The following is a 21,551-nucleotide window of genomic DNA, read 5'->3' as shown; positions in this document are numbered from 1 at the left end:
CGGACCGGCGTTCATTGGGCGTTGTGGCGCTGTGTGTCCCGTCCGCCACGTTCGGTGCCCGGTTCGAGATGCGCGGTGGCCGGAACCGTCGCACTCTTTTGCGTATGGCTGCCTCGATCGTCGTGCATCCGCCCGCGCCTACGGGCGGGCGCCGGATAACCGCTGACAGAGTCGATGGGGACGAGATCGGATTCGCCCGTGGAATCGAGGATCTCGTCGGGATACTTCGCCGTGCGGGACTCGATCCGGATCAGGTGCGTCTGGACGATCCGGTGCTGATCGAATGGCGCGGCGGCAAAGCCGACGTGTGGGAATGACGACCGCGGTCCGGGACGGGCGGGGCGCGGGCGTGCCTGTCGCGCCGTGGCACCGCGTTGATCGTCGCTCGTCGGGGCGGACTCCGCGATCGCGGCGGCCGGTTGGGTATCATCGGGCGCCAAGATGGTCCCAACGTCTCTCAGAAGGACGAGGTAGCGCGGTGAAGAAGCTTCTCCTGGTCGCACTGGCCGCCATCGGCGGGCTCCTCGTGTACCGCCAGATCCAGGCGGACCGCGCCGAGCAGGATCTGTGGACGGAGGCGACCGACTCCGTGCCCGCAGGTTCGGGTGTGTGAAACCACGACGTTCGCTCAGTGAGGCCCCGGCCGCCAGGTGAATTCCCCGGCGGGCGGGGCCTCTTCGTGTCCGGGGAGGGGCGGCGGCGCGGGTCTCGGGGCGGCCCCGGAGGGCGTTGCCGTACTGTGATAGGCCGCGCCTTGCCGTGTGCTTGAGCAAAGCAATAGTGTCTCCGCGACACGTGCCCTGTTCTCGGTCCGCGGAGGGGTTCTGTCGGCTGTGGGGCGCTGTTCGTACGGGCCGCGGCCGTGCCCGCCGCTCCGGCGGAGGGCGCGTCGGCAGTCGTTGCAGACGGCAACGGTGAAGCTCGCGCCGTTGGGTGCGGACAGCGGGCGGGGGACAGGGGGCACGGGAGGGATTCGGCGCGCACCGCGGATGCTGCCGGGACAGCGGTGCCGGGGCAGGGCGGTGCCGGAGCGGTGCCGCAGCAGGGCGGTGCCGGAGGACGGCGGTGCTGGAGCAGGGCTCGTCGGTCGGCGAACTGGCCGCTCCGCGTGCGGAGTTGGCCGGAGCCGGTCCGTACGCGGGCAGTTGCGGCGCGAACACCGGAAACTCCGGGCAGCACGAGGGCGCGGCCCCGAGCGGGGTCGAGAGGGACGCGATGAGGGGGAGCGCGTGGTGACACGGGGCAGAGGGCGGAACCGGAACCGGAGTACGGAGCCGATGGCGAAACCGGCCGCCGCACGAGTGGCCGCACGGACGGCCGCTCCGCTGTCCGCGGCTGCGGCGGCGCTGTGCCTGCTGGCCGCCATGACCGGTCAGGCGGTGGCGGCCCCCGCGGACGGCGGCCGTGACGTACCGGCGTATGAAACCGACGCGGACGCCGAGCAGATCAAGGGCACGGCCGGGAGCGGGGATGCCCCCGAGATCCGGCCCGGCTCGTACACCGACACCATCGGCCGCGGTGACAAGCGGTACTACCGCGTGGACTTGGATGCGAAGTCCAGCGCGTTCATCTCCGCGGTCGCCGCCCCGAAGCCCGGTGCGCGGGTCAAGGGCGTGGGCGAGGGCCTGAAGATCCAGCTGGAGAGCGTCGACGGCAGCACCTGCGACGGTTCGGCCGAGCCGCAGTTCGCCGCCGATAACGAGGCCCATCCGATCGCGGACTACGCGACCCGCATCATCGGCGCCGACGACGAATGCCAGAAGGCCGGTTCGTATCTCTTCTCCGTCGAACGCGAGAGCCCCGCGAACTCCGATCCGGCGCGCTGGCCGCTGGAGATCCGCTACATGTCGGAGCCCGGGCTGAAGGGCGGCCCCGGTGCCGCGCCGCCCGCACCCGAGGAGAGCCCGGGTTCCGCGGAGGAGACGCCCGCCCCCGTCACCGCGGGCGAGAGCAGGAAGGCGCATGGCGGCAACGGCTTCAGCGACGCGGGCGCCCTCGCGAAGGGCGTCTGGAAGGACCGCATCCGGCCCGGCGAGACGCGCTTCTACCGGGTGCCGGTCGACTGGGGGCAGCGCCTGAACGCCGCGGTCGAGCTGGGGAGCGCGAGTTCGCCGGGCGAATACCCGCCGACGATCTACGACGGCTTCGGGGTCACGGCGTACAACCCGGCGAGGGGGCAGTTCGACAATCCCTCCTTCGTGTCCTACTCACCGGACAAGTCGGCGCAGGCCGGCGTCTATACGCCGCCGGTGGACTTCGCCAGCCGCTTCGCCTACTCGGGCAGCGAGCCGTGCGTGGCGGGCTGGCACTATCTGGCGGTGCGCGTCTCTCCGCAGCTGGCCAAGTACTTCAAGTCGACGGCGCCGCTGACCCTGCGCATCGACGTCATCGGCAAGGCCGAGAAGGGGCCCGACTACGCGGGCGACGCGCAAGCGGCCGGATTCGGCGTCGGCGAGGACGACCGGGAACAGGCGGAGAAGGGCCAGAGCGCGGCCGAGGCGGAGCGCAGCGACACCCTCAGGATCGTCGCTTACGCGGGCATCGGCGCGGGTGTGCTGCTGATCCTGGTGCTGGCGGCGTGGACGCTGGTGGCCCGGCGCCGGGCGGGTGCGGGCCCGGGCCCGGGTTCCGAGGGCGGGGTCTTCGGCGGCGGTGCCGGTGCCACGGGTGGTCTCCTCGGGGGGACGGGCGCGCCCGGTGGTCTGCCCGGACAGGGCGACCGGCCGGGGACGGTGCCGCTACGGCCGCAGCCGGGAGCGCCGGCTTCCGCTCAGCCACAGGGGCACGGGCAGGGAGCGGGACCAGTGCAGGGACCGGGACAGGAGCCGTAAGGGCACCGGGAACGTAAGGGCACCAGGAACCCGTAATGGCACAGCGGACACGCTCCAGGCGCGGCCCGGTGGCGGGGGCACGGCGGGGTACGGCGGGAGTACGGACCGCTCAGGAGACGGCCAGGGCCCATATCCCGACGGCCAGGCAGACCAGCGCCACGAGAAGGACCGGGACCGCGACCTTCGGGGGCGGTCCCGGCCTGCGCGCTGCCGCCGCGGTCGCCGAGGGGAGCGTCGGGGTGGCGGCCGGCGCACCGGCGGGCTGTCCGTGCGGGGCGCCCGGCGAGGGCACGGGACCGTAGGCGGCATGCGGGTGCGCCGACGCCGTGGGTGCGGAGGCCGGTGCCGGTACGGAGGCCGATGGCGGTACGGGGGCCGCGGTCGGGGCCGGTGGCGTGCCCGGCTGCTCGGGAGCGCCGAACGCGCCCTGCGGCGGGGCGAGATGGAAGCTTCCCGTGGGCGACGGCTCCGCCGCTGCCGCAACCCGCGCCGGAGAACCGGGAGTCGCCGGGCCCACCGGACCGTCCGGCCCGAACCCCTCGGGCAGCGGCCCGAGTTGGTCGAAGACCTCGACGACGTCCTGCTCGGCGGTGGCGTCCGGGGCGAGCATCTCCGCTGCACCGGCCAGTGCCTTGCGCGCGCCCGTGGCCGTACGGAAGCGCAGCTGCGGGTCCGGCTGGAGCAGCTGGCCCAGCACCTGCCACAGCGGCTCCGGGACCCGCTCGGGCGCGGCCGGTACGCCCTGCTCGTAACGCGCCACCATCTCCAGCGAGTCGGGCCTCCGCCCGGTCAGCAGATAGAGCGCGACGAGGCCCACGGCGTACAGGTCGGCGGGGAAGTCCGGCTCGGCGCCCATCAGTTGCTCGGGCGCGAAGTAACCAGGCGTGCCGACCACGAAGTCGGTCTCAGTGAGCCGCGGCTCGCCCTTGCGCATGGAGATGCCGAAGTCCGAGAGCCGCAGATGAGGGCGTCCCCTGCCGGTGGGCTCCAGCAGGATGTTGGCGGGCTTGATGTCGCGGTGCACCACGTCCTCCGCGTGCACGGCGGTCAGCCCGGACAGCAGCTGGTCCAGCAGGGTGCATACGAAGCCGGGCGGCAACTGCCCGTAGTCGCCGATGAGATGGGACAGCGAACCCCCTCTGACGAGGTCCATGGTGAACAGGACCTTGTCGTCGTCGGCTGCCCAGCTGGCCGGTGCCAGCACGTGCGGATGGTCGATGCGCAGGGCCTGTTCGCGTACGAAGCGCAGCAGTGAGTGGGCGTCGCTCTGCTGAAGCACCTTCGCGGCGACGTAACGCCCGCGGCGCCGGTCCCAGGCGCGCCAGACGGCGCCGACCCCGCCGCGGCCGATCGGATCGGCCAGTTCGTACCGCCCGGCGAAGACCTCACCCATGCCGCTGTGTCCCCCTGTGCGTGTGCCAGTACGCGTGCCCGTGCCCGTGCCCTTGCGTGGGCGAGTGTGTCGCGTGTGCTGCGGTGCCCGGTTACGTTCCGGGTCCGGTCCGGGTCCGGTCCGTACGGACCGAACGGCCCTGCTCCGCTTCCGCGGCTCAGCTCTGATGCGACTCGTAGTGCTTCACGGCGTCCGCGGTACGCCCCGCCCCGTACACCCGGAGGAACTCTGCCAGTTCCGGGTGAGTGGAGGCGAGTGCGGACGACGCGTCCAGGATGTCGGCCGCGTCGGAGACGGAACGCAGCAGCGCCTGGATCTCGCGTACGACCCGCTTCACCGGGGTCTGCGACGCGGTGCCCGAAGTGGCCCCCTGCGCCTGGCTGTTGAGCACGCTGCCGCCCGCGCTGCGCCGCACCTCGTCCATGCGCTGCGTCGCGTCGGCCGCGCTGACCTCCCCCCTGGCGACATCCGCGGCGAGCTCCTGGAGAGCCTGAACCCGCTGTACGACCGCGGGATTGCCGATCTTCGCGCGCTGCCCGCTCATCAGCTGCGACAGCATGGGCGCGGAGAGGCCCAGCACGGTCGCCAGCCGCGCCTGATTCAGTCCGAGGTCGTCGATGAGCCGGCGGAAGAGGGTCCCCAGCGGCTCGCCGTACCACTGACTTTGCAGCTCACGCGCCTTGGCGGTGGATTCCTGCTGTGCTGCGTCCATCACGTCTCCCCTGGACTCCCCTGGCACTTCGCTGACGCGAACTTGCGTGCATCCTACGGAGGGTCGCCGACAGCGGGCGATACCCGGTCGGAATTCGCTCCGTGGAGCCGGTACTCTTGTGCGCAGCGGGGCCTTAGCTCAGTTGGTAGAGCGCTGTCTTTGCATGGCAGATGTCAGGGGTTCGACTCCCCTAGGCTCCACGAGTGCGAGGGCGAACCGAGTCCGCGGAGGCGCGGATCCGGTTCGCCCTCGTCGTCTTTGCGAGGCTCCTCGCGGTGCGGGTGCTTCGCCCCGCGGCGGCCCCTGGCGGGGGGCTTCGCCCCTCGCGCCCCCGGCGTCCCGTTGTGGTGGCGGTCGGCTTTTCGTCTGCGGGGCCTTGTTCCCCACCGTCGTGCGGCAGGGCGTCCGTCCGTCTCCCGGTGGGCCGGGCCGCGTCCCAGGGCGTCCGGGCCGCCGTCGGTCCCCGGTCTCCGCAACCGTGTTCCTCGTATGGGACCCGGGCCGCCGGACAGGCCGTCGCCGCAAGGGTGTTGAGCCGCCTGCCGGGGTGCGGGCGAGCGGTGCCGCCCGTGGCGGACCGGCGCCTTCCGGCCGCCCGGTTCTTCACCCGCGCGAAGTGCCACCCCGCCGTGTGCCGACGGTCACGCCGCGACCGGTCACCCTCCCCGCGACCGGAGGAAGCGGTCCGCGCCCTCCGAGAGGTCCACGAGGGGCGGCGGGTAGTCGAGCCGCGCCCGTTCCCGTTCGGGCAGAGTCCACGGCCGGTGTACGGCGGGGCCCTCGACGCCCGCGAGTTCGGGGAGCCAGCGCCGCACGTACTCGCCGTCCCGGTCGAAACGCCTCGCCTGCGTCAGCGGGTTGAGCACCCGGTTGGGCCGGGTGTCGTTGCCGGTGCCCGCGACCCACTGCCAGTTGAGCTGGTTGTTCGCCACGTCCCCGTCCACCAGCAGATCGAGGAAGTGGCGTGCGCCGACCCGCCAGTCCGTGTACAGCGTCTTGGTGAGGAAGCTCGCCGTCAGCAGCCGTGCCCGGTTGTGCATCCAGCCCTCGTACAGCAGTTGCCGCATCGCCGCGTCGACGAGGGGATAGCCGGTGCGTCCGTCCCGCCAGGCCCTGATCTCCCTCTCGTCGTGCCGCCAACTGTCGCCGCGCGCACGGTAGTCCTCCCACGAGGCGCGGGGTCTGGCCGCCAGCACCTGGTGGTGGAAGTCGCGCCAGGCCAGCTGCCGTACGAAGGCTTCGGCGCCCTCGCCCCCGGCCTTCCGGGCCCGGTGCACGAGCTCCACGGCCGAGAGCGTGCCGAAGTGCAGATGCGGCGACAGCCGGGACGTGGCATCGCCCGACAGGTCGTCGGCGCGTTCCGCATACGCCTTCAGCGACGACCTGCGCCATGAGTCGAAGCGGGCGCGGCCCTCGCTCTCGCCTCCCGCCGGCGCTCCCGGCGAGACGCCCTTCACCCGTGACCGTTGCGGCAACGCCTCCGAGGCGACGCCCTCCGGGACCCGTACCGAACGCGGCGCCTCCAGTGACGGGCGCAGCCGCTCGGCGGCCCAGCGCCGGAAGTACGGGGTGAAGACGGCGAAGTGGTCCCGGCCCTGCGGAGTCACCTCGCCCGGCGGCAGCGCCGTGACGACGGCGTCGTGAACGCACAGCTCCCTGCCGTCCGACTCCAGCCCGCGCCGCAGCCGCTCCTCGCGGCGCTGTGCGTAGCCGCTGACGCCGCCCGCCACGTGTACCTGCCGCGCGCCGCACTCGGCCGCCGCCCTGCGGGCCTCTGCTACGACGTCGCCGCCGCGCAGCACCAGGCGCCCGCCGCGCTCGCGCAGCCCGCGGTCGAGATCGGCGAGGCAGTCCGCGAGGAACGCGCGCCGGTTCGGTACGTCGAAGCCCGCCGCGCTCACGCCCGTATCCATCACGAAGAGCGGCACGACCTCGTCCGGGCCGTCGAGCGCGGCGCGCAGCACCGGATTGTCGTGGACCCGCAGATTCGCGGTGAACAGGGCGACGGAAGCGCTCATCGGGCTGGTCCTTCCTGCGGCTCGGCACTTGCCGCGTCGGCGGCTCTCCGCCGTCAGCTCACCACGTACGGCGCCCTCAGCCGCGGCGGCGCAGCGCGCCCGGCCACCACACGGCAGGACCGATGTCGCGCGCGAGGGCGGGCACCAGCAGCGAGCGCACGACGAGCGTGTCCAGCAGCACCCCGAACGCGACGATGAACGCGATCTGCACGAGGAAGGAGAGCGGGATCACCACCAGCGCCGCGAAGGTCGCCGCGAGCACGACGCCCGCCGAGGTGATCACGCCGCCCGTGGTGGTCAGGCCCCTGCGGATCCCGGCGCGGGTGCCGTGCACGAGCGCCTCCTCGCGTACGCGCGTGAGCAGGAAGATGTTGTAGTCCACGCCCAGGGCCACGAGGAAGACGAACGCGTAGAGCGGCACCGACGCGTCCGTGGCCGTGAAGCCGAGCAGATGCTGGAAGACCAGCGCGGAGACGCCCAGCGTGGCGAGGAAGTTGAGCGCCACGGTCGCCACGAGCAGCACCGGTACGAACAGGGCGCGCAGCAGCGCCGCGAGGATCACGAGGATGATCAGCAGCACTACGGGCACGATGAGGGCCCGGTCGTGCTCGGCGGTCGTCTGGATGTCGCGCTGCTGCGCGGTGTAGCCGCCCACCAGCGCGTGGGCTCCCGAGATCCCGTGCACCGACGTGCGCAGCCGCTCCACCGTCCGCTTGGCCTCGTCGCTCGAAGCCCCGCCGTCGAGCGTGGCGTTGATGAGGACGCGTCCACCGGACACGAGGGGCTTGCCGGGCCCCGGGCGCCCCGACTCGGTGACGGGTGCCGCCGTCGCGACGCCCTCCGTGCGGGCGGCCGCCCTGGTCACGTCCCGTGCCGCGGCCGCGTCGGCGACGATCACGGCCGGATTGCCCGAGCCGCCCGGGAAGTGGTCGCTGAGCGCTTGCTGCCCGGTGACGGACGGGGCGTCCTTGACGAACATCTCGTCGACCGGCACCCCGTGTGAGTTCAGCTGCGGTGAGAACGCGGCGCAGGCGATCAGCGCCACCAGCGTGCTCGCCCAGATCCGGCGCGGAGTGCGGTCGACGCGGGCGGCGATGCGGCGCCACAGGCCGTTTATGGGCGCGGCCGTCGGCTCGCCGCCGCCGCTCCCGTCGCCGCCCGTCGCACCGGCGTCAGCGGTGTCCTTCGCTCCGTTCTGCGCGCCGTCCTCCGCGCCGTTCTGCGCGGTCGCGGCGGCCGGCGGCTCGGGACGGGCGGGCCAGTACGCGGCACGTCCGACGAGTACGAGGGTCGCCGGCAGGAACGTCAGGGTGCTGACGACGGCGCATGCGATGCCGATGGCCCCGACGGGTCCCAGCGCCCGGTTGTTCGTCAGGTCGCTCAGCAGCATCGCGAGCACGCCGAGCGCGACGGTGGCGGCGCTCGCCGTGATCGCGCCGGCCGAGCGTCGCAGCGTCGCGCGCATCGCGGCGAACCGCTCGCCGTGCGCGGCGAGTTCCTCGCGGAAACGGGCGGAGAGCAGCAGCGCGTAGTCCGTGGCGGCGCCGATGACGAGGATCGACAGGATGCCCTGCACCTGCCCGTCGACTCTTACGACGTCCTCCTTCGCCAGCTCGTAGACCACCGCGCACGCCAGGGCCAGGGCGAAGACGGCGCCGAGGATGATGATCACCGGCAGCAGGACGCTCCGGTACACCAGCAGGAGGATCAGCAGGACGACGACGAGCGCGACGACGAGGAGGATCCCGTCGATCCCGGCGAACGCGTCGGACAGATCCGCCTGTGTCGCCGCCGGTCCCGTGATGTGCGTCTCCGTCCCCTGCACACGGCCGGCGGTGTCGCGTACGTCGTCGAGCACGTCCGGCAGCGCGTGCCCGAGATCGCCGCGGAGCTGCACGGAGCCCTGGAGGGCGCGGCCGTCCTTGCTGGGGAGCACCGGCGAGGGCCTGCCGACGATTCCGTGGTCACCGGCGAGCGAGGCGAGCGAGCGGGCCGCGGCCTCGCGCTGCTGCCGGTCGATCGTGCCCTCGCGGACGGTCCAGATGACGACGGCGGGCAGTGTGTCGTTGTCCTGGAAGGACTTCTGGGCGTTCATGGCCCGCGTGGACTCGGCGCCGCGCGGCAGGAAGGACGACTGGTCGTTGGTGGCGACGTCGCTGAGCTTCCCGGCGTACGGGCCCAGCAGACCGCCGAGGATCAGCCAGACGACGAGCAGGACGACCGGGGTGATCCAGCGGGTGAGGCGCTGTGCGGACGGCATCTGTTGTTCCTCGTGGGCGGGGACCGGGACGGCGGGCGGCTTGCGGCGGGCATGGAGGTCCGGGGGCTGCGCGACGGCGGACGGCCGCGGTACGGACCAACTTCGAGCCTACGAAGCCGAGTTCGGACCGCCGACGCCGACCCACCACGGACGGCCTGCCGCAGACCCCGCGTGCGAGCGGACCTGCGTAAACGGTCGTACCCGAGTCGCCCTGGGCAGCCGGAAGCAAGGACATGAAGGGCGTACGGCCCACGGGCGCGCACACGCGGCCGCGGAGACGCATACGTACACGGGAGTCGACGTCCATGGGCATACGGACACAAACGGGCCCGGCGGACATCCCTGATGCCCGCCGGACCCATGACTGCGGCCGGCCGAAAGCGTCCGGTTGAAAGCGTCCGGCCGAAACGTCCGCCCGCCCCGCCCGCTCTGCGGCGCGTGCCGGCTAACGTCCGCGCCTCTTCGCCTTCGCCTCGGCCTCCCTCTCCTCCTTCGCCTTGGCCTCGACCTCGGGGTCGAGCTGCCCGTCGCCCGCGCGCCGTTCGGCCGCGGCGGCGCCGCCGACCGACGACAGCGGAGCCCGGTCGCCGACCTCCGTGGCCTCCGGGGGCTCGACGAGCCAGTCGGGGTTGGCCTGCTTGTCCCACCAGCGCCAGGCGGCGTACGCGCCGCCCGCCAGCAGGCCCAGCAGACCGAGCCGCCTGGCCAGCCGTCCCCTGCGCGCACGCTTGTCGCGCTTGCGCACGAGCTTCTCGATCTCCTTCGCCGAGACCTGTCCGCGAAGGGCGGCGAACGCCGCAGCGCCACGCGAAGCGGCCTCGTCCCGCACCGGCCCCGAGGCGCTGCGGGCTTCGGCTACGGCGTTCTCGATGCGCGGTGCGGCGTAGTCGCTCGCCTTGCGAGCGGCCTTGCGGGTGCGCTTGGCGGCCTTGGTCGCCGCCTTGTCGAGCTCGGGCGGCAGGCTCTTGCGGGCCTTGGCGATACGGGGCACGACGAGCTGGTCGTACCCGTCACGCGCCGAGGTACGGGCCTGACGCGCGGCGTACGAGACCTTCGGCCCCAGCCGCGCTCCCGCCTCGTGCGCGTACTGCACTGCGGTGTCCCTGGCACTCTCTGCGTAGGGCGCCATGACTTCCGCTGCGTGCCGCACGCTTTCCCTGGTGTTCCCGGTCGCGGCGCGCACGGTGTCCCTGCGGGTCACGGGTACCTCCTCCTCGGTGGCGTGTCACGGGCTGGTCGGTCCTCCCCCGGACACAGTGTCGTTTTCCACCCGTTTCGAAGATCATGCCTGGCTGCGTCCACTCAAGCGCGTTGCGTGGGGGCATCCGGGTCACTGGCGGGTACTCCGGGCCGGCCCGGTCCGTGGGAGGATCGGGCGGGTCAACGCAGACAGATGGAAGGTAGATCGTGGCCGAGCAGCTCTACGCCACCCTGAAGACCAATCACGGCGACATCGAGGTACAGCTCTTCCCGAACCACGCGCCGAAGACGGTCAAGAACTTCGTCGAGCTCGCAGAGGGCTCGCGTGAATGGACTCACCCTGAGACCGGCAAGAAGACGAGCGAGCGCCTCTACGACGGCACCGTCTTCCACCGCATCATCAGCGGTTTCATGATCCAGGGCGGTGACCCGCTGGGCAACGGCACGGGCGGTCCCGGATACGAGTTCGGTGACGAGATCCACCCGGACCTCGCCTTCACCAAGCCGTATCTGCTCGCCATGGCGAACGCCGGGCCGGGCACGAACGGTTCGCAGTTCTTCGTCACCGTCGGCGCCACCGCGTGGCTGACCGGCAAGCACACCATCTTCGGCGAGGTGACGGACGCCGCCTCGCAGAAGGTCGTGGACGCCATCGCCGGAGTCCAGACGAACCCGCGCACCGACCGTCCCGTACAGGACGTCGTCCTGGAAGCGGTCACGATCGAGCGCCGCTGACGAGCACGTCGCCGTCGCACCCTGAGCGGTGCGTGCGGGAACCGTTCCGCCCCGCCCGACCGTAGGAGAGGTCAGGGGCGGAACGGTTCCGCGCCCCACGGCCCCGCAGATGCAGACGCAGGAGCAGACGCGCGAGCGGGCGCCACAGCAAGACCACAGACGCCGAAGCGGGCGCGCAGCAGAGACCGCAGCAGAGACCGCAGCGAGGGGGAGGGAAGGGCCGTGGAGGACCAGCACCGCACGGAGCCCCGGGTGACGTACTGCTACCGGCACCCGGATCGGGAGACCGGCATCAGCTGTGTCCGCTGCGAACGCCCGATATGTCCCGAATGTATGGTCCCGGCGTCCGTCGGTTTCCAGTGCCCCGAGTGCGTGAGGACCGGATCCGGCACGGGGCACTCCGCCGCGGCCAGCGCGCCGCGCACGATAGCGGGCGGTGTGATCGCCGCCGACCGGCGCCTCGTCACCAAGATCCTTCTGGGCGTCAACGCCGCCGTCTTCGTCGCCGTGCTGATCGCCGGCGACCGCCTCGTCAACGATCTGCTGCTCTTCGGGCAGGCCGTCACCGAGCCGTACGGACCGGTCCAAGGGGTCGCGCAGGGCCAGTGGTACCGGCTGCTGTCCTCGATGTTCCTGCACCAGGAGATCTGGCACATCGCGATGAACATGCTGGGCCTCTGGTTCCTCGGTCCGCCCCTGGAGGCCGCGCTCGGACGGCTGCGCTTCACCGCGCTCTATCTGCTGTCCGGCCTCGGCGGCAGCGCCCTGACCTTTTTCGTCTCCGCCCCCGGGCAGGCCTCGCTCGGCGCCTCCGGGGCGATCTTCGGGCTCTTCGGTGCGACGGCCGTGCTGATGCGCCGCCTGAAGTACGACATGCGGCCGATCCTGATCCTGCTCGCCATCAATCTCGTCTTCACCTTCACCTGGCGGAACATCTCCTGGCAGGCGCACATCGGCGGCCTGGTCGTGGGCGCGCTGATCGCGTACGCGATGGTGCACGCGCCGCGGAAGCACCGGCGGCTGGTGCAGTACGGAGCGTGCGCGGCGATGATGCTGCTGATCGTGGGCGCGTGCGTCGTGCGGACGCTTCAGCTCACGGCCTGAGGGCCGGCGACCACCGGCACCGGGCCCTCGACCCGAGCCGCCCCGACGCTCTGACCGGGGAATTCGCCCTGTTGTCCACAGCGGGTTCCGGATCTTGTGCATCGCGTACGGAACGGCTGTCCAGACTCGCTCACAGGTCCGTTTTCCCTGGACAGAGGGGGTGGCGGCGACCGGCCCGTAGAGATGACCGATAGGACGGGCGTCAACTCACGCAGGGTTATCCACAGATCTTGTGAAAGTTATCCAGCCCTGTGGATCAGGCTGTGGATAACTCGTCGCGCGGTCACGCCCGCCCCCGGTCACGCCTTTTCGGCGGCGGCTCGGAGGAGCGCCGCCCGGGACCGTACGGGCGCTACTTCCACTGTGTGGAGACGACGAAGCCCGCCGCGATGAAGCCGAAGCCGACCACGATGTTCCAGCTGCCCAACGCCTCGACGGGCAGCTTGCTCTGGGTCACGTAGAACAGCACGATCCACGCCAGACCGATGAGGAACATCGCCAGCATCAGCGGCGCGACCCACCTGCCGCCCGAACCACCGAGGCTGATCTCGGTCGCCTTCTTCTCCGGAGGCGGAGTGAAGTCTTCCTTTTTGCGGATCCGTGACTTCGGCACGAGAGTCTCTCCTGTCGACGGCTTCCCTTACCGCGATGGGGCCCCTCGGAACGGGGACCGAGGGGGATGTGACGCTGTGGTGGTCCGTTAGCGTAGTGCTTCCCCGCGGTGGAGGGAGACGAGGGTAGTGACCGGATTCCGAATCCGTCCCGCACGGCTGGCCACTCTTGGGGTCTTCGCCCTCGCCGGTCTCATCTTCTGGATCAGTTTCAACACCGCACATGGTACCGATCTGCGTACCGACTCCTCGATGCTGCGGCTGTCCGATCTCATCCAGGAGCGCAGCCGCAAGAACGCCGAACTCGACTCCTCCGCCGCGGCCGTACGCAGCCAGGTCGACCGCTTCGCACGGCGCGACAGCGGAAGCAGCAGCGAGGAGAACCGGAAGCTGACGGGCCTGGAGAAGGACGCCGGCACCAAGAAGGTCTCCGGAGCGGGCCTTTCCGTCACCCTCGACGACGCACCGCCCGACGCCACCGCGCAGATCCCCGGAGTCCCCGAGCCGCAGGCCAACGACCTCGTCATCCACCAGCAGGATCTGCAAGCGGTCGTCAACGCCCTGTGGAAGGGCGGCGCCGAGGGCATCAAGATCATGGACCAGCGGCTGATCTCGACGAGCGCGGTGCGCTGCGTGGGCAACACCCTCATCCTCCAGGGCCGCGTCTACTCCCCGCCGTACAAGGTGACGGCCGTCGGCGACCGGGGTGCGCTGAAGAAGGCCCTGGACAGCTCGCCGGCGATCCAGAACTACCTTCAGTACGTTGACGCCTACGACCTCGGCTGGAAGGTCGAGGAGAGCAAGTCCGTGACCCTGCCCGGCTATTCGGGCACCGTCGACCTCCACTACGCCAAGCCGGTCGGGTGACGCGGGGCCGGGTCCGTACCCACTTGCCCGACTGGGCCACTTCGCCCCCGCGCAGGCCCGTACTCTGGTGGTCGCGCCCGAAAGGCGAAGACCGACGGAATCGAAGGGACGGCACGCAGGGATGTACGGCTGGATCTGGCGGCATCTGCCTGGCAACACATGGGTGCGGGCGCTGTGCTCGCTCGTGCTGGCGCTCGGGGTCGTTTTTCTGCTCTTTCAGTATGTCTTCCCCTGGGCGGAGCCCCTGCTGCCGTTCAACGACGTGACGGTCGACGGCGGTGGCCGCTGATGGGCACCGCCCGCATCCTCGTCGTCGACAACTACGACAGCTTCGTCTTCAACCTCGTCCAGTACCTGTACCAGTTGGGCGCCGAGTGCGAGGTCGTGCGGAACGACGAGACCGAACTGCGCCACGCCGACGAGGGGTTCGACGGCGTGCTGCTCTCGCCCGGGCCCGGCACGCCCGAACAGGCCGGTGTGTGCGTCGAGATGGTGCGGCACTGTGCGGCGGGCGGTGTGCCGGTGTTCGGCGTCTGCCTCGGGATGCAGTCGATGGCCGTCGCGTACGGCGGGCTGGTGGGACGGGCGCCCGAGCTGCTGCACGGCAAGACCTCGCAGGTCTCGCACGAGGGTGCGGGCGTCTTCGCGGGGCTGCCCTCCCCGTTCACGGCCACGCGGTACCACTCGCTGGGCGTCGCCGGGGACGACGTGCCCGAAGCGCTCGCGGTGACCGCCCGTACGGCCAACGGTCTGGTGATGGGGCTGCGCCACCGTGAACTGCCCGTCGAGGGCGTGCAGTTCCACCCCGAGTCCGTGCTGACGGAGTGGGGTCATCTGATGCTCGCCAACTGGCTCGCCGAGTGCGGCGACGCGGGTGCCGTCGAGCGCGCCGCCGGGCTGTCCGGGGTGCGGGCGGTCGCTGCCGCCGCCGGGGGCCCGGCCGCGGGGGGCAGGTGACGGGGATGCCTCCCGAGGGGGAGGACGCCTACGGGCGGCCTTATGGCGATCCTTACGGGAACGCGTACGGCGATGGCTACGGCGAGCGGGACGAGGACGATCCGTACAGTCCGCGGGGCCGCCGGGCCGGGCAGTGGCAATACGGGCAGGACGAGGACTTCCAGCGCGCGGTCGACGCGCTCGGCGATCCGCTGAGCGACCCGCTCCCCGGACAGGGGACCGGGCGGCAGGGAGCGGGCGTGCTGCGGCGGCCGGAGAGCGGGAGCCGCGACGGGCAGGTCCACGGCGGCGGGCAGGATCACGGCGGGCCGGGACAGCAGGGGCAGGGATACGAAGGACGCGGGTACGACGGCCAGGGCTACGAGGCTCAGGGGTACGGCGGGCAGGGCTACGGCGGACAGCGTCATCAGGGCCGGGGTTACGAGGGCCAGAGCTACGAGGGCTCCGGTTACGAAGGCCAGAGTTACGAGGACCCCGGTTACGAGGGCTCCGGCTATGGGGGCCGGGGATTCGAGAGCCAGGGCCAGGGCCGGACGTACGGGTCGCGGGGCTACGAGACGCGGGGTTACGAGGCCCAGGGGTACGAGAGCCCGGGTTACGAGGCCCAGGGATATTCCGGCCAGGATCGTCAGAGCGGCCAGGGGCCGTCGTACTCCGGGCAGTCCTACAACGGACAGGTCTACGGCGGGCAGGAGCAACGGACCCAGGATCCCTCCGCCCAGGGGCGCGGGCCCGGGGCGTACGAAGGGCAGGGGCAGCAGGCACAGCCGGGGCAGCAGGACGAGGACGGTCTCTCGCCCTGGTTCCGCCCGCGCCGTGACCCGGGGACGGATGAGCAGAGCGGGCCGGGCGGGGCTGCGGCCTCGGGCCGGGTTCCGCCCGCTTCCCCGCGGCAGGAGTACGGCGGCGCCCGTCAAGTCCCTTACGGCGGTGGGCAGTCACAGGCTCGGCAGCAGTGGCAGGCCGCGTCGGGCACGGTCGCGGGGCCGCCCGTCGCCGGGCAGCGTCCGCAGCCCGGCCGTGGGGCCCCCGCGGCGGCTCCGGCTTCCGGCCCGCAGTCTCAGACTCACCAGCCCCCGGCCCCCCATTCTCAGACCCACCAGCCTCAGGCCCACCGGTCTCAGGCCCACCGGTCTCAGGCCGCGCAGTCCCAGGCCCCGCGGGCCCCGTCCCCGCAGGCCCCCGACGAGGCCGCGGGTCGTTACCGCCGTGGCGGAGGCGTCTCCGAGACCGCGCCGATGCCCGTCGCCGACGGATCCGGCAGCGCGCCGAGCGCGCCCGGCGCGCCCTCCGCCACCGGCCGCGACACCGCGGGCACGGCTCCGGCCTCCGCGTCCGCTTCCGTCTCCGCCCCGTCCCCTTCGTCAACTGACCGCCCCGCACAGGGAATCGAGGACGACGACGACAAGACCAACACCAGCACGGTCGGTCTCGTGCGCCCGGGCTCGCCGGAGTTCGAGGGCCGCGCCGCGCGCCGCCGCGCGGCCCAGCGCCGCGGCAGGGGCGCCGCCGTGCAGCAGCCGCCGCCGCGTACCGCCGGCACCCGCCTGGAGGCCAGGCGCGCCGAGCGTGCCCGCCGTGAGGGCCCGGCGATCATCGCGAGCCGTTTCCTGGGCGAGGTGTTCATATCGGCGGGTGTGCTGATGCTGCTCTTCGTCGCCTACCAGCTGTGGTGGACGAACGTGCTCGCCGGGCAGGAGGCCGGCGGCGCCGCGCAGTCCCTCCAGGACCAGTGGAAGGGCGGCGGCAAGGGGAAGGCCGGGCTGGATCCGGAGCGCAGGGCGGACGACTTCGCGCCGGGTGAGGGCTTCGCGATCCTCTATCTTCCGAAACTGGACGTCAGGGCCCCCATCGCACAGGGGGTCTCCAAGCCGCAGGTGCTCGACAAGGGCCTCGTCGGGCACTACAACCAGCAGCCGTTCAGGACGGCCATGCCGTGGGACAAGAAGGGCAACTTCGCCCTGGCCGCTCACCGCAACACCCATGGCGAGCCGTTCCGTTACATCAACCGGCTCGTCGCGGGCGACGACATCGTCGTGGAGACCGCGACCAAGTTCTACACGTACAAGATGGCGGCCCGGCTGCCGTCCACCTCTCCGTCGAACACCCGGGTGATCGAGCCTGTTCCGGAGGGCTCCGGATTCGAAAAGCCGGGCCGTTACGTCACGTTGACCACGTGCACGCCCGAGTTCACTTCGAAGTACCGGCTCATCGTCTGGGGCAAAATGGTCGAGGAGCGTCCGCGCAGCGAGGGGAAACCGGACGCTCTCGTCGAATAGGGGACAGCAAGAACGGGCGGGTCAGCGGTGTCACAGACCAAACACGACAGGGGCGGGGGGCCCGGCACTTCGTCGTCCTACTCGCAGCCTCATCCCGCGTCCGAGCGCGGGCGCAGGGCCGCGCGCCGTCGCAGGCTCTCGGCGCTCGTCGGCTGCGTCGGCGAACTCCTCATCACCGCGGGCGTGGTGCTCGCGCTCTTCGTCGTCTACTCGCTGTGGTGGACGAACGTGCTCGCCGACCGCGACTCCGAGCGCGCCGGCGACAAGGTGCGGGAGAGCTGGCTCCGCGACCGCACTCCGGGCGCTCTCGACACCAAGGACGGCATCGGCTTCCTGCACGTGCCGTCGATGTCGAGCGGCGACGTGCTCGTGATGAAGGGCACCGACGCGAAGGAGCTCAACAAGGGCGCGGCCGGCTACTACACGAAGCCGGTCAAGTCGGCGATGCCGCAGGACCAGTCGGGCAACTTCGCGCTGGCGGCCCACCGGGACGGGCACGGCGCGAAGTTCCACCGGATCGACAAGATCGAGAAGGGCGACCCGATCGTCTTCGAGACGAAGAACACGTGGTTCGTCTACAAGGTCTTCTCGATCCTGCCGCGTACGTCCAAGTACAACGTCGACGTGCTGAAGCCGGTGCCCAAGGGCTCGGGCAAGAGGACCGACGGGCGCTACATCACGCTCACCACGTGCACGCCCGTCTTCACGTCCAAGTACCGGTACGTGGTGTGGGGCGAGCTGGAGCGCACGGTGGACGTCGACGCGGACCGCACCCCGCCGAAGGAACTGCGCTGACCACTGCGCTGACCCCGGCGCCGACACCGGCTTCGGGCCGGCGCCGGGGTCAGCGCGGTACCTGACTAGTGCTTGTTCCTGGCGCCCTTGCTGGGAGCCAGCCCGTCGGGGCCGCCGAAGATGCCGTCGTCGCCGTCGTCACCGCCGTCGTCCCCCGGCTTCCCGGGCTGGGCGAAGATGGTGACGGTGTCGCCCTTCTTGCCCTGGGTGTTGGCCGGCGGGTTCGTGGTGAGGACGGTCGCGTCGTTCTCGTCGGGTGCTCCCTGCACCTGCACCTGGAAGCCCGCGTCCTCCAGCGTCCCGCGGGCGTCCGCCACCAGCTGGTTCGTGACGTCCGGGACGGTGGCCGGCTGGTCGTCGGGCGCCTTGGCCACGGTCAGCGTGACCTGGGAGCCGGCCTTGGCCTTCTCGTTGGCGGCCGGGTCCTGCGCGAGAACCTCGCCCGCGGCCTTGTCCGGAGCGTCCTGCTCCTTGCGGGCCACCTCGAAGCCGCGGTCCTCCAACAGCTTCTGCGCCGCGTCGAATTGCTGGCCGACCACGTTGGGCACGGCCGTCGTCTGCTCCTGCGCGACGGTCAGCACCACGGTCGACTTCTTCGGCGCCTTCCCGCCGCCGGACGGGTTCTGCGTCAGCACGGTGCCGGGCGTCTCGTCGGACTCCACGTTCTTGCGCCGTACCTCGAACCCGGCGGACACCAGCTCCTGCTTGGCGTTGGGGAAGGACTTCCCCTCCACGTCGGGGACGTCCACGGGGCGCTGACCCTTGGACATGTTCAGGGTGACCGTGTCGCCCCTGTCGATCTTCGAGCCCTGCTTGGGGTTGGTGTCGCAGACCGTGTTCTTCTTCTGCGCGCAGTACTTGCTGCCGCCCTTGGTGACCTTGAAGCCGCCGTTGGCGGCGAGCTCCTTGGCCGAGGCATAGCTCTCCCCGGAGAGGTTCGGGACGTTCGTCGTGTCCCCGGGGTTGCTGAAGAGGGTCCTGCCGATGAAGATCGCGCCGACGAGGATGAAGATCGCGGCGAGCACGAGCAGGATCGTGGAGAGGTTGCTGCGGTTCTGCCGCCGCCGGCCGCCGCCCCGACCGTCGTCGTAGTAGCCGCCGTTGTCGTCGCGGACGGGCGGCATCATCGAGGTCTGCGAGTCCTGGGCGCGCAGCGCCGTGGTGGGCTGGTCGTCGGGGTAGCCGCCGTATCCGACGGCACCCATGGCGGCGGTGGCCGCGACGGGCTGCCCGTCGAGGCAGGCCTCTATGTCGGCGCGCATCTCATCGGCCGACTGGTACCGGTAGTCGGGGTCCTTGACCAGCGCCTTCATCACGATCGCGTCCATGTCGGGCGAGATCTCGGGGTCGAAGACGGTCGGCGGCTGCGGATCCTCGCGTACGTGCTGATAGGCCACCGCGACTGGGGAGTCCCCCACGAACGGCGGCCGGTTGGTGAGGAGTTCGTAGACCAGGCAGCCCGTGGAGTAGAGGTCCGAGCGGGAGTCGACCTGCTCGCCCTTCGCCTGCTCCGGGGAGAGGTACTGGGCGGTGCCGATCACGGCGGCGGTCTGCGTCATCGTCATGCCGGAGTCGCCCATGGCCCGCGCGATGCCGAAGTCCATGACCTTGACCTGGCCGGTGCGGGTGAGCATGACGTTGGCGGGCTTGATGTCGCGGTGGACGATGCCGCTGCGGTGCGAGTACTCCAGCGCCTGGAGGATGCCCACGCACATCTCCATGGCGCGCTCGGGCAGCAGCTTGCGTCCGGAGTGCAGCAGCTCGCGGAGGGTCGACCCGTCCACGTACTCCATCACGATGTACGGGATGGAGACGCCGTCCACGTAGTCCTCGCCGGTGTCGTAGACAGCGACGATCGCCGGGTGGTTCAGCGATGCGGCCGACTGGGCCTCACGGCGGAAGCGGGCCTGGAACGAGGGGTCACGAGCCAGGTCGACGCGGAGCGTCTTGACCGCGACGGTCCTGCCCAGGCGCGTGTCATGGGCGAGGTACACCTCGGCCATGCCGCCGCGGCCGAGCACCGAGCCCAGCTCGTACCGGCCGCCGAGGCGACGCGGCTCTTCCATAGTCTCCAGCCCTCTCCGTTCGTCCGGGCCCGTATCTGACGTACGGCACGGCGGTGTGCTGCTCGGGATACGGTACCCGCCCACACGTGCGGGTCGGTCGTGAGTGAGGTGACGGACGTCACCATTTGCTGTGCCCCCGGGGGAGTTTCGGTCACGTCCCGCGGTGCCGCCGCGGGACGGTGACGGGCCCGGTGGTTCTCGGTGCCGTCCGGTGTCGGATTCGTCATCCCTGATCCTCGAGCACGGCGTTCATCACGCCCTTGGCGACGGGTGCGGCGAGCTTGCCGCCCGCGATGTCGCTGCGGAGGGTGTCGGAACCCTCGATGACGACCGCCACCGCCACGGGGGCCTCACCGTTCTTGTCCTTCGCGTATGAGATGAACCACGCGTAGGGGTTCTCACTGTTGTTCTCGCCACGCTGGGCGGTGCCCGTCTTGCCGCCGACGGTCACGCCCGGGATCTGCGCGCTGGTACCGGTGCCCTTCTGTACCACGGTCTCCATGCCCTGCTGGAGTTTCTGTGCGTTCTCGGAGGAGAGCGGCTGGCTCATCTCCGTCGGCTTGTGCTGCTCGACGACGTTGAGGTTCGGGGCGACGAGTTGGTCGACCATGTACGGCTTCATCAGGGAGCCGTTGTTGGCCACCGAGGAGGCGACCATGGCCATCTGGAGCGGGGTGGCGCGGTTGCTGGCCTGGCCGATGCCGGCCATGGCGTTCTGCGGCTTGTTGTCCTCGGGGTAGACGCTCTCGGCGGCGCGGACCGGGGTGTCCAGCTCCTTGTTGTTGAAGCCGAACTTGTCGGCCATCTTGATCATGTCGCCGTTGCCTACGGTGTGGCTCATCTTCGCGAAGACGGTGTTGCAGGAGAAGCGCAGCGCGTTGCGCACCGTGGCGTTCTCGCAGGGGATGTGGCCCTCGTTGCCGAGCTTGGTCTGGGAGTCCGGCAGCTTGTACGGGTCCGGGGAGTCGGTCGCCTTGTCCAGGTCGTACTTCCCGCTCTCCAGGCCCGCCGCCGCGGTGACGACCTTGAAGGTGGAGCCCGGCGGATAGGTCTGCCGCAGCGCCCTGTTGAGCATCGGCTCGTCTTCGTTGTTGTTCTTCTGGAGCTTCGACCACGCCTTGGTGTCGTCGCCGCCGTTCCCCGCGAAGTGGGACGGGTCGTACGACGGGGTGCTCGCGAGGGCGAGGATCGCGCCGGTCTTCGGGTTTATCGCCGCGACCGCGCCCTTCTTGTCGCCGAGCCCCTCGAACGCGGCCTTCTGCGCCTTGGCGTCGAGCGTCGTGACGACGTTGCCGCCCTTCTGCGGCTTGCCCGTGAGCATGTCGATGGTGCGGTTGAAGAAGAGCCGGTCGTCGTCGCCGGTGAGGATGCCGTCGTTGAGGGCTTCGAGCTGGTTGGCGCCGAAGGCCTGCGAGGCGTAGCCGGTGACCGGCGACCACATCGGGCCGTTCTTGTACGTGCGCTTGTAGCGGAAGTCGCCGCTCTTGGTCTCGGTCGAGCCGGTGATCGACTTGCCGTCGACGATGATGTTGCCCCGCGGCTGCGAGTAGCGCGCGATGGCGACGCGGCGGTTCTTGGGATCGGTCTTGAGTTCCTCGGCCTGTACGAGCTGGATCCAGTTGTCGCGCACCAGCAGGGCGAGCACCAGCAGGCCGCAGAAGATCGCGATCCGGCGCAGTGGCTTGTTCACTGTGCATCACCTCGTACGGGTAGCCGGTTCACG

At 71.1% G+C, this 21,551-nt stretch carries 19 protein-coding genes and 1 tRNA gene; 12 read left to right on the top strand and 8 right to left on the bottom strand.

Annotation, left to right across the window (positions count from 1 at the left end; translation table 11 throughout):
* Positions 1-104: 104 nt before the first annotated feature.
* From HCC61_RS26135 to HCC61_RS26120, 4 genes are all read left to right on the top strand, one after another.
* A complete protein-coding gene (locus HCC61_RS26135) occupies positions 105-317 on the top strand; it encodes a hypothetical protein (RefSeq protein WP_169139510.1) in 213 nt (70 codons plus the stop codon).
* 161 nt (positions 318-478) lie between these two features.
* Complete coding sequence (locus HCC61_RS30970; RefSeq protein WP_003958712.1) at positions 479-613, top strand: DLW-39 family protein; 135 nt, start codon at positions 479-481, stop codon at positions 611-613.
* 452 nt (positions 614-1,065) lie between these two features.
* Complete coding sequence (locus HCC61_RS26125) at positions 1,066-1,236, top strand: hypothetical protein (RefSeq protein WP_169139508.1); 171 nt, start codon at positions 1,066-1,068, stop codon at positions 1,234-1,236.
* 41 nt (positions 1,237-1,277) lie between these two features.
* Complete coding sequence (locus tag HCC61_RS26120) at positions 1,278-2,831, top strand: hypothetical protein (RefSeq protein WP_169139506.1); 1,554 nt, start codon at positions 1,278-1,280, stop codon at positions 2,829-2,831.
* A 109-nt stretch (positions 2,832-2,940) separates the two neighbouring features.
* Here the strand turns inward: HCC61_RS26120 and HCC61_RS26115 are convergent, their stop codons facing one another.
* Together HCC61_RS26115 and HCC61_RS26110 are read right to left on the bottom strand one after the other, a co-directional pair.
* Positions 2,941-4,224, bottom strand: coding sequence for a serine/threonine-protein kinase (locus HCC61_RS26115; RefSeq protein ID WP_169139504.1), 1,284 nt, complete (start codon positions 4,222-4,224; stop codon positions 2,941-2,943).
* Positions 4,225-4,381: 157 nt separating this feature from the next.
* A complete protein-coding gene (locus tag HCC61_RS26110) occupies positions 4,382-4,936 on the bottom strand; it encodes a DNA-binding protein (RefSeq protein ID WP_169139502.1) in 555 nt (184 codons plus the stop codon).
* A gap of 127 nt (positions 4,937-5,063) precedes the next feature.
* Between HCC61_RS26110 and HCC61_RS26105 the strand changes: the two genes are divergently transcribed.
* Positions 5,064-5,136 (top strand) — tRNA-Ala (locus tag HCC61_RS26105).
* A gap of 456 nt (positions 5,137-5,592) precedes the next feature.
* Here HCC61_RS26105 and HCC61_RS26100 read toward each other — a convergent pair.
* From HCC61_RS26100 to HCC61_RS26090, 3 genes are all read right to left on the bottom strand, one after another.
* Entirely contained in the window at positions 5,593-6,954 is a 1,362-nt protein-coding gene (locus HCC61_RS26100; RefSeq protein WP_169139500.1) for a deoxyribodipyrimidine photo-lyase, read from the bottom strand.
* Between the two features lie 76 nt (positions 6,955-7,030).
* Complete coding sequence (locus HCC61_RS26095; protein WP_169139498.1) at positions 7,031-9,214, bottom strand: MMPL family transporter; 2,184 nt, start codon at positions 9,212-9,214, stop codon at positions 7,031-7,033.
* A 445-nt stretch (positions 9,215-9,659) separates the two neighbouring features.
* Complete coding sequence (locus tag HCC61_RS26090) at positions 9,660-10,415, bottom strand: DUF5324 family protein (protein WP_169139496.1); 756 nt, start codon at positions 10,413-10,415, stop codon at positions 9,660-9,662.
* Between the two features lie 206 nt (positions 10,416-10,621).
* On the opposite strand from HCC61_RS26090, the gene HCC61_RS26085 reads away from it, so the two are divergent.
* Together HCC61_RS26085 and HCC61_RS26080 are read left to right on the top strand one after the other, a co-directional pair.
* Positions 10,622-11,149: a peptidylprolyl isomerase gene (locus tag HCC61_RS26085; protein WP_169139494.1), complete on the top strand. Its 528-nt coding sequence runs from the start codon at positions 10,622-10,624 to the stop codon at positions 11,147-11,149.
* Between the two features lie 222 nt (positions 11,150-11,371).
* Positions 11,372-12,253, top strand: a complete 882-nt coding sequence (locus HCC61_RS26080; protein ID WP_346777389.1) for a rhomboid family intramembrane serine protease — start codon at positions 11,372-11,374, stop codon at positions 12,251-12,253.
* A 352-nt stretch (positions 12,254-12,605) separates the two neighbouring features.
* On the opposite strand, the gene crgA is transcribed toward HCC61_RS26080, so the two are convergent.
* Positions 12,606-12,866 carry a cell division protein CrgA gene (crgA, locus tag HCC61_RS26075; RefSeq protein WP_169139490.1) on the bottom strand — a complete coding sequence of 87 codons (261 nt, stop codon included), beginning with the start codon at positions 12,864-12,866 and terminating at the stop codon, positions 12,606-12,608.
* 127 nt (positions 12,867-12,993) lie between these two features.
* Here crgA and HCC61_RS26070 point away from each other — a divergent pair, with 127 nt between their 5' ends.
* The 5 genes from HCC61_RS26070 (at position 12,994) to HCC61_RS26050 (ending at position 17,762) form a co-directional block, all read left to right on the top strand.
* The gene (locus HCC61_RS26070; protein WP_169139488.1) at positions 12,994-13,731 is read left to right on the top strand and encodes a DUF881 domain-containing protein; all 738 of its coding nucleotides are present in this window, start codon (positions 12,994-12,996) and stop codon (positions 13,729-13,731) included.
* Positions 13,732-13,852: 121 nt separating this feature from the next.
* Positions 13,853-14,020, top strand: a complete 168-nt coding sequence (locus HCC61_RS26065) for a hypothetical protein (protein WP_169139486.1) — start codon at positions 13,853-13,855, stop codon at positions 14,018-14,020.
* Positions 14,020-14,688, top strand: coding sequence for an aminodeoxychorismate/anthranilate synthase component II (locus HCC61_RS26060; RefSeq protein ID WP_169139484.1), 669 nt, complete (start codon positions 14,020-14,022; stop codon positions 14,686-14,688). Before HCC61_RS26065 ends, HCC61_RS26060 begins: the two co-directional genes overlap by 1 nt.
* Before the next feature lie 5 nt (positions 14,689-14,693).
* Complete coding sequence (locus HCC61_RS30965) at positions 14,694-16,967, top strand: class E sortase (protein WP_240969296.1); 2,274 nt, start codon at positions 14,694-14,696, stop codon at positions 16,965-16,967.
* Positions 16,968-16,994: 27 nt separating this feature from the next.
* Positions 16,995-17,762: a class E sortase gene (locus HCC61_RS26050; RefSeq protein WP_169139482.1), complete on the top strand. Its 768-nt coding sequence runs from the start codon at positions 16,995-16,997 to the stop codon at positions 17,760-17,762.
* 65 nt (positions 17,763-17,827) lie between these two features.
* Here HCC61_RS26050 and pknB read toward each other — a convergent pair whose 3' ends face one another.
* Together pknB and HCC61_RS26040 are read right to left on the bottom strand one after the other, a co-directional pair.
* Positions 17,828-19,828, bottom strand: a complete 2,001-nt coding sequence (pknB, locus tag HCC61_RS26045) for a Stk1 family PASTA domain-containing Ser/Thr kinase (protein WP_169139480.1) — start codon at positions 19,826-19,828, stop codon at positions 17,828-17,830.
* A 223-nt stretch (positions 19,829-20,051) separates the two neighbouring features.
* Positions 20,052-21,518: a penicillin-binding transpeptidase domain-containing protein gene (locus tag HCC61_RS26040; protein ID WP_169139478.1), complete on the bottom strand. Its 1,467-nt coding sequence runs from the start codon at positions 21,516-21,518 to the stop codon at positions 20,052-20,054.
* Positions 21,519-21,551: the final 33 nt, after the last annotated feature.

The sequence above is a fragment of the Streptomyces sp. HNM0575 genome (genome assembly GCF_012726265.1).
GTDB lineage: Bacteria > Actinomycetota > Actinomycetes > Streptomycetales > Streptomycetaceae > Streptomyces.
The sequence above is the reverse complement of the archived record's forward strand: the minus strand, read 5'-3'. Positions and strand labels throughout refer to the sequence as shown.

Coding starts and splice junctions, on each gene's coding strand:
- HCC61_RS26135 (WP_169139510.1), top strand. CDS start 105: ATGGCTGCCTCGATCGTCGTGCATCCGCCCGCGCCTACGGGCGGGCGC.
- HCC61_RS26120 (WP_169139506.1), top strand. CDS start 1,278: ATGGCGAAACCGGCCGCCGCACGAGTGGCCGCACGGACGGCCGCTCCG.
- HCC61_RS26115 (WP_169139504.1), bottom strand. CDS start 4,224: ATGGGTGAGGTCTTCGCCGGGCGGTACGAACTGGCCGATCCGATCGGC.
- HCC61_RS26110 (WP_169139502.1), bottom strand. CDS start 4,936: ATGGACGCAGCACAGCAGGAATCCACCGCCAAGGCGCGTGAGCTGCAA.
- HCC61_RS26100 (WP_169139500.1), bottom strand. CDS start 6,954: ATGAGCGCTTCCGTCGCCCTGTTCACCGCGAATCTGCGGGTCCACGAC.
- HCC61_RS26095 (WP_169139498.1), bottom strand. CDS start 9,214: ATGCCGTCCGCACAGCGCCTCACCCGCTGGATCACCCCGGTCGTCCTG.
- HCC61_RS26065 (WP_169139486.1), top strand. CDS start 13,853: ATGTACGGCTGGATCTGGCGGCATCTGCCTGGCAACACATGGGTGCGG.
- HCC61_RS26060 (WP_169139484.1), top strand. CDS start 14,020: ATGGGCACCGCCCGCATCCTCGTCGTCGACAACTACGACAGCTTCGTC.
- HCC61_RS30965 (WP_240969296.1), top strand. CDS start 14,694: ATGCCTCCCGAGGGGGAGGACGCCTACGGGCGGCCTTATGGCGATCCT.
- pknB (WP_169139480.1), bottom strand. CDS start 19,828: ATGGAAGAGCCGCGTCGCCTCGGCGGCCGGTACGAGCTGGGCTCGGTG.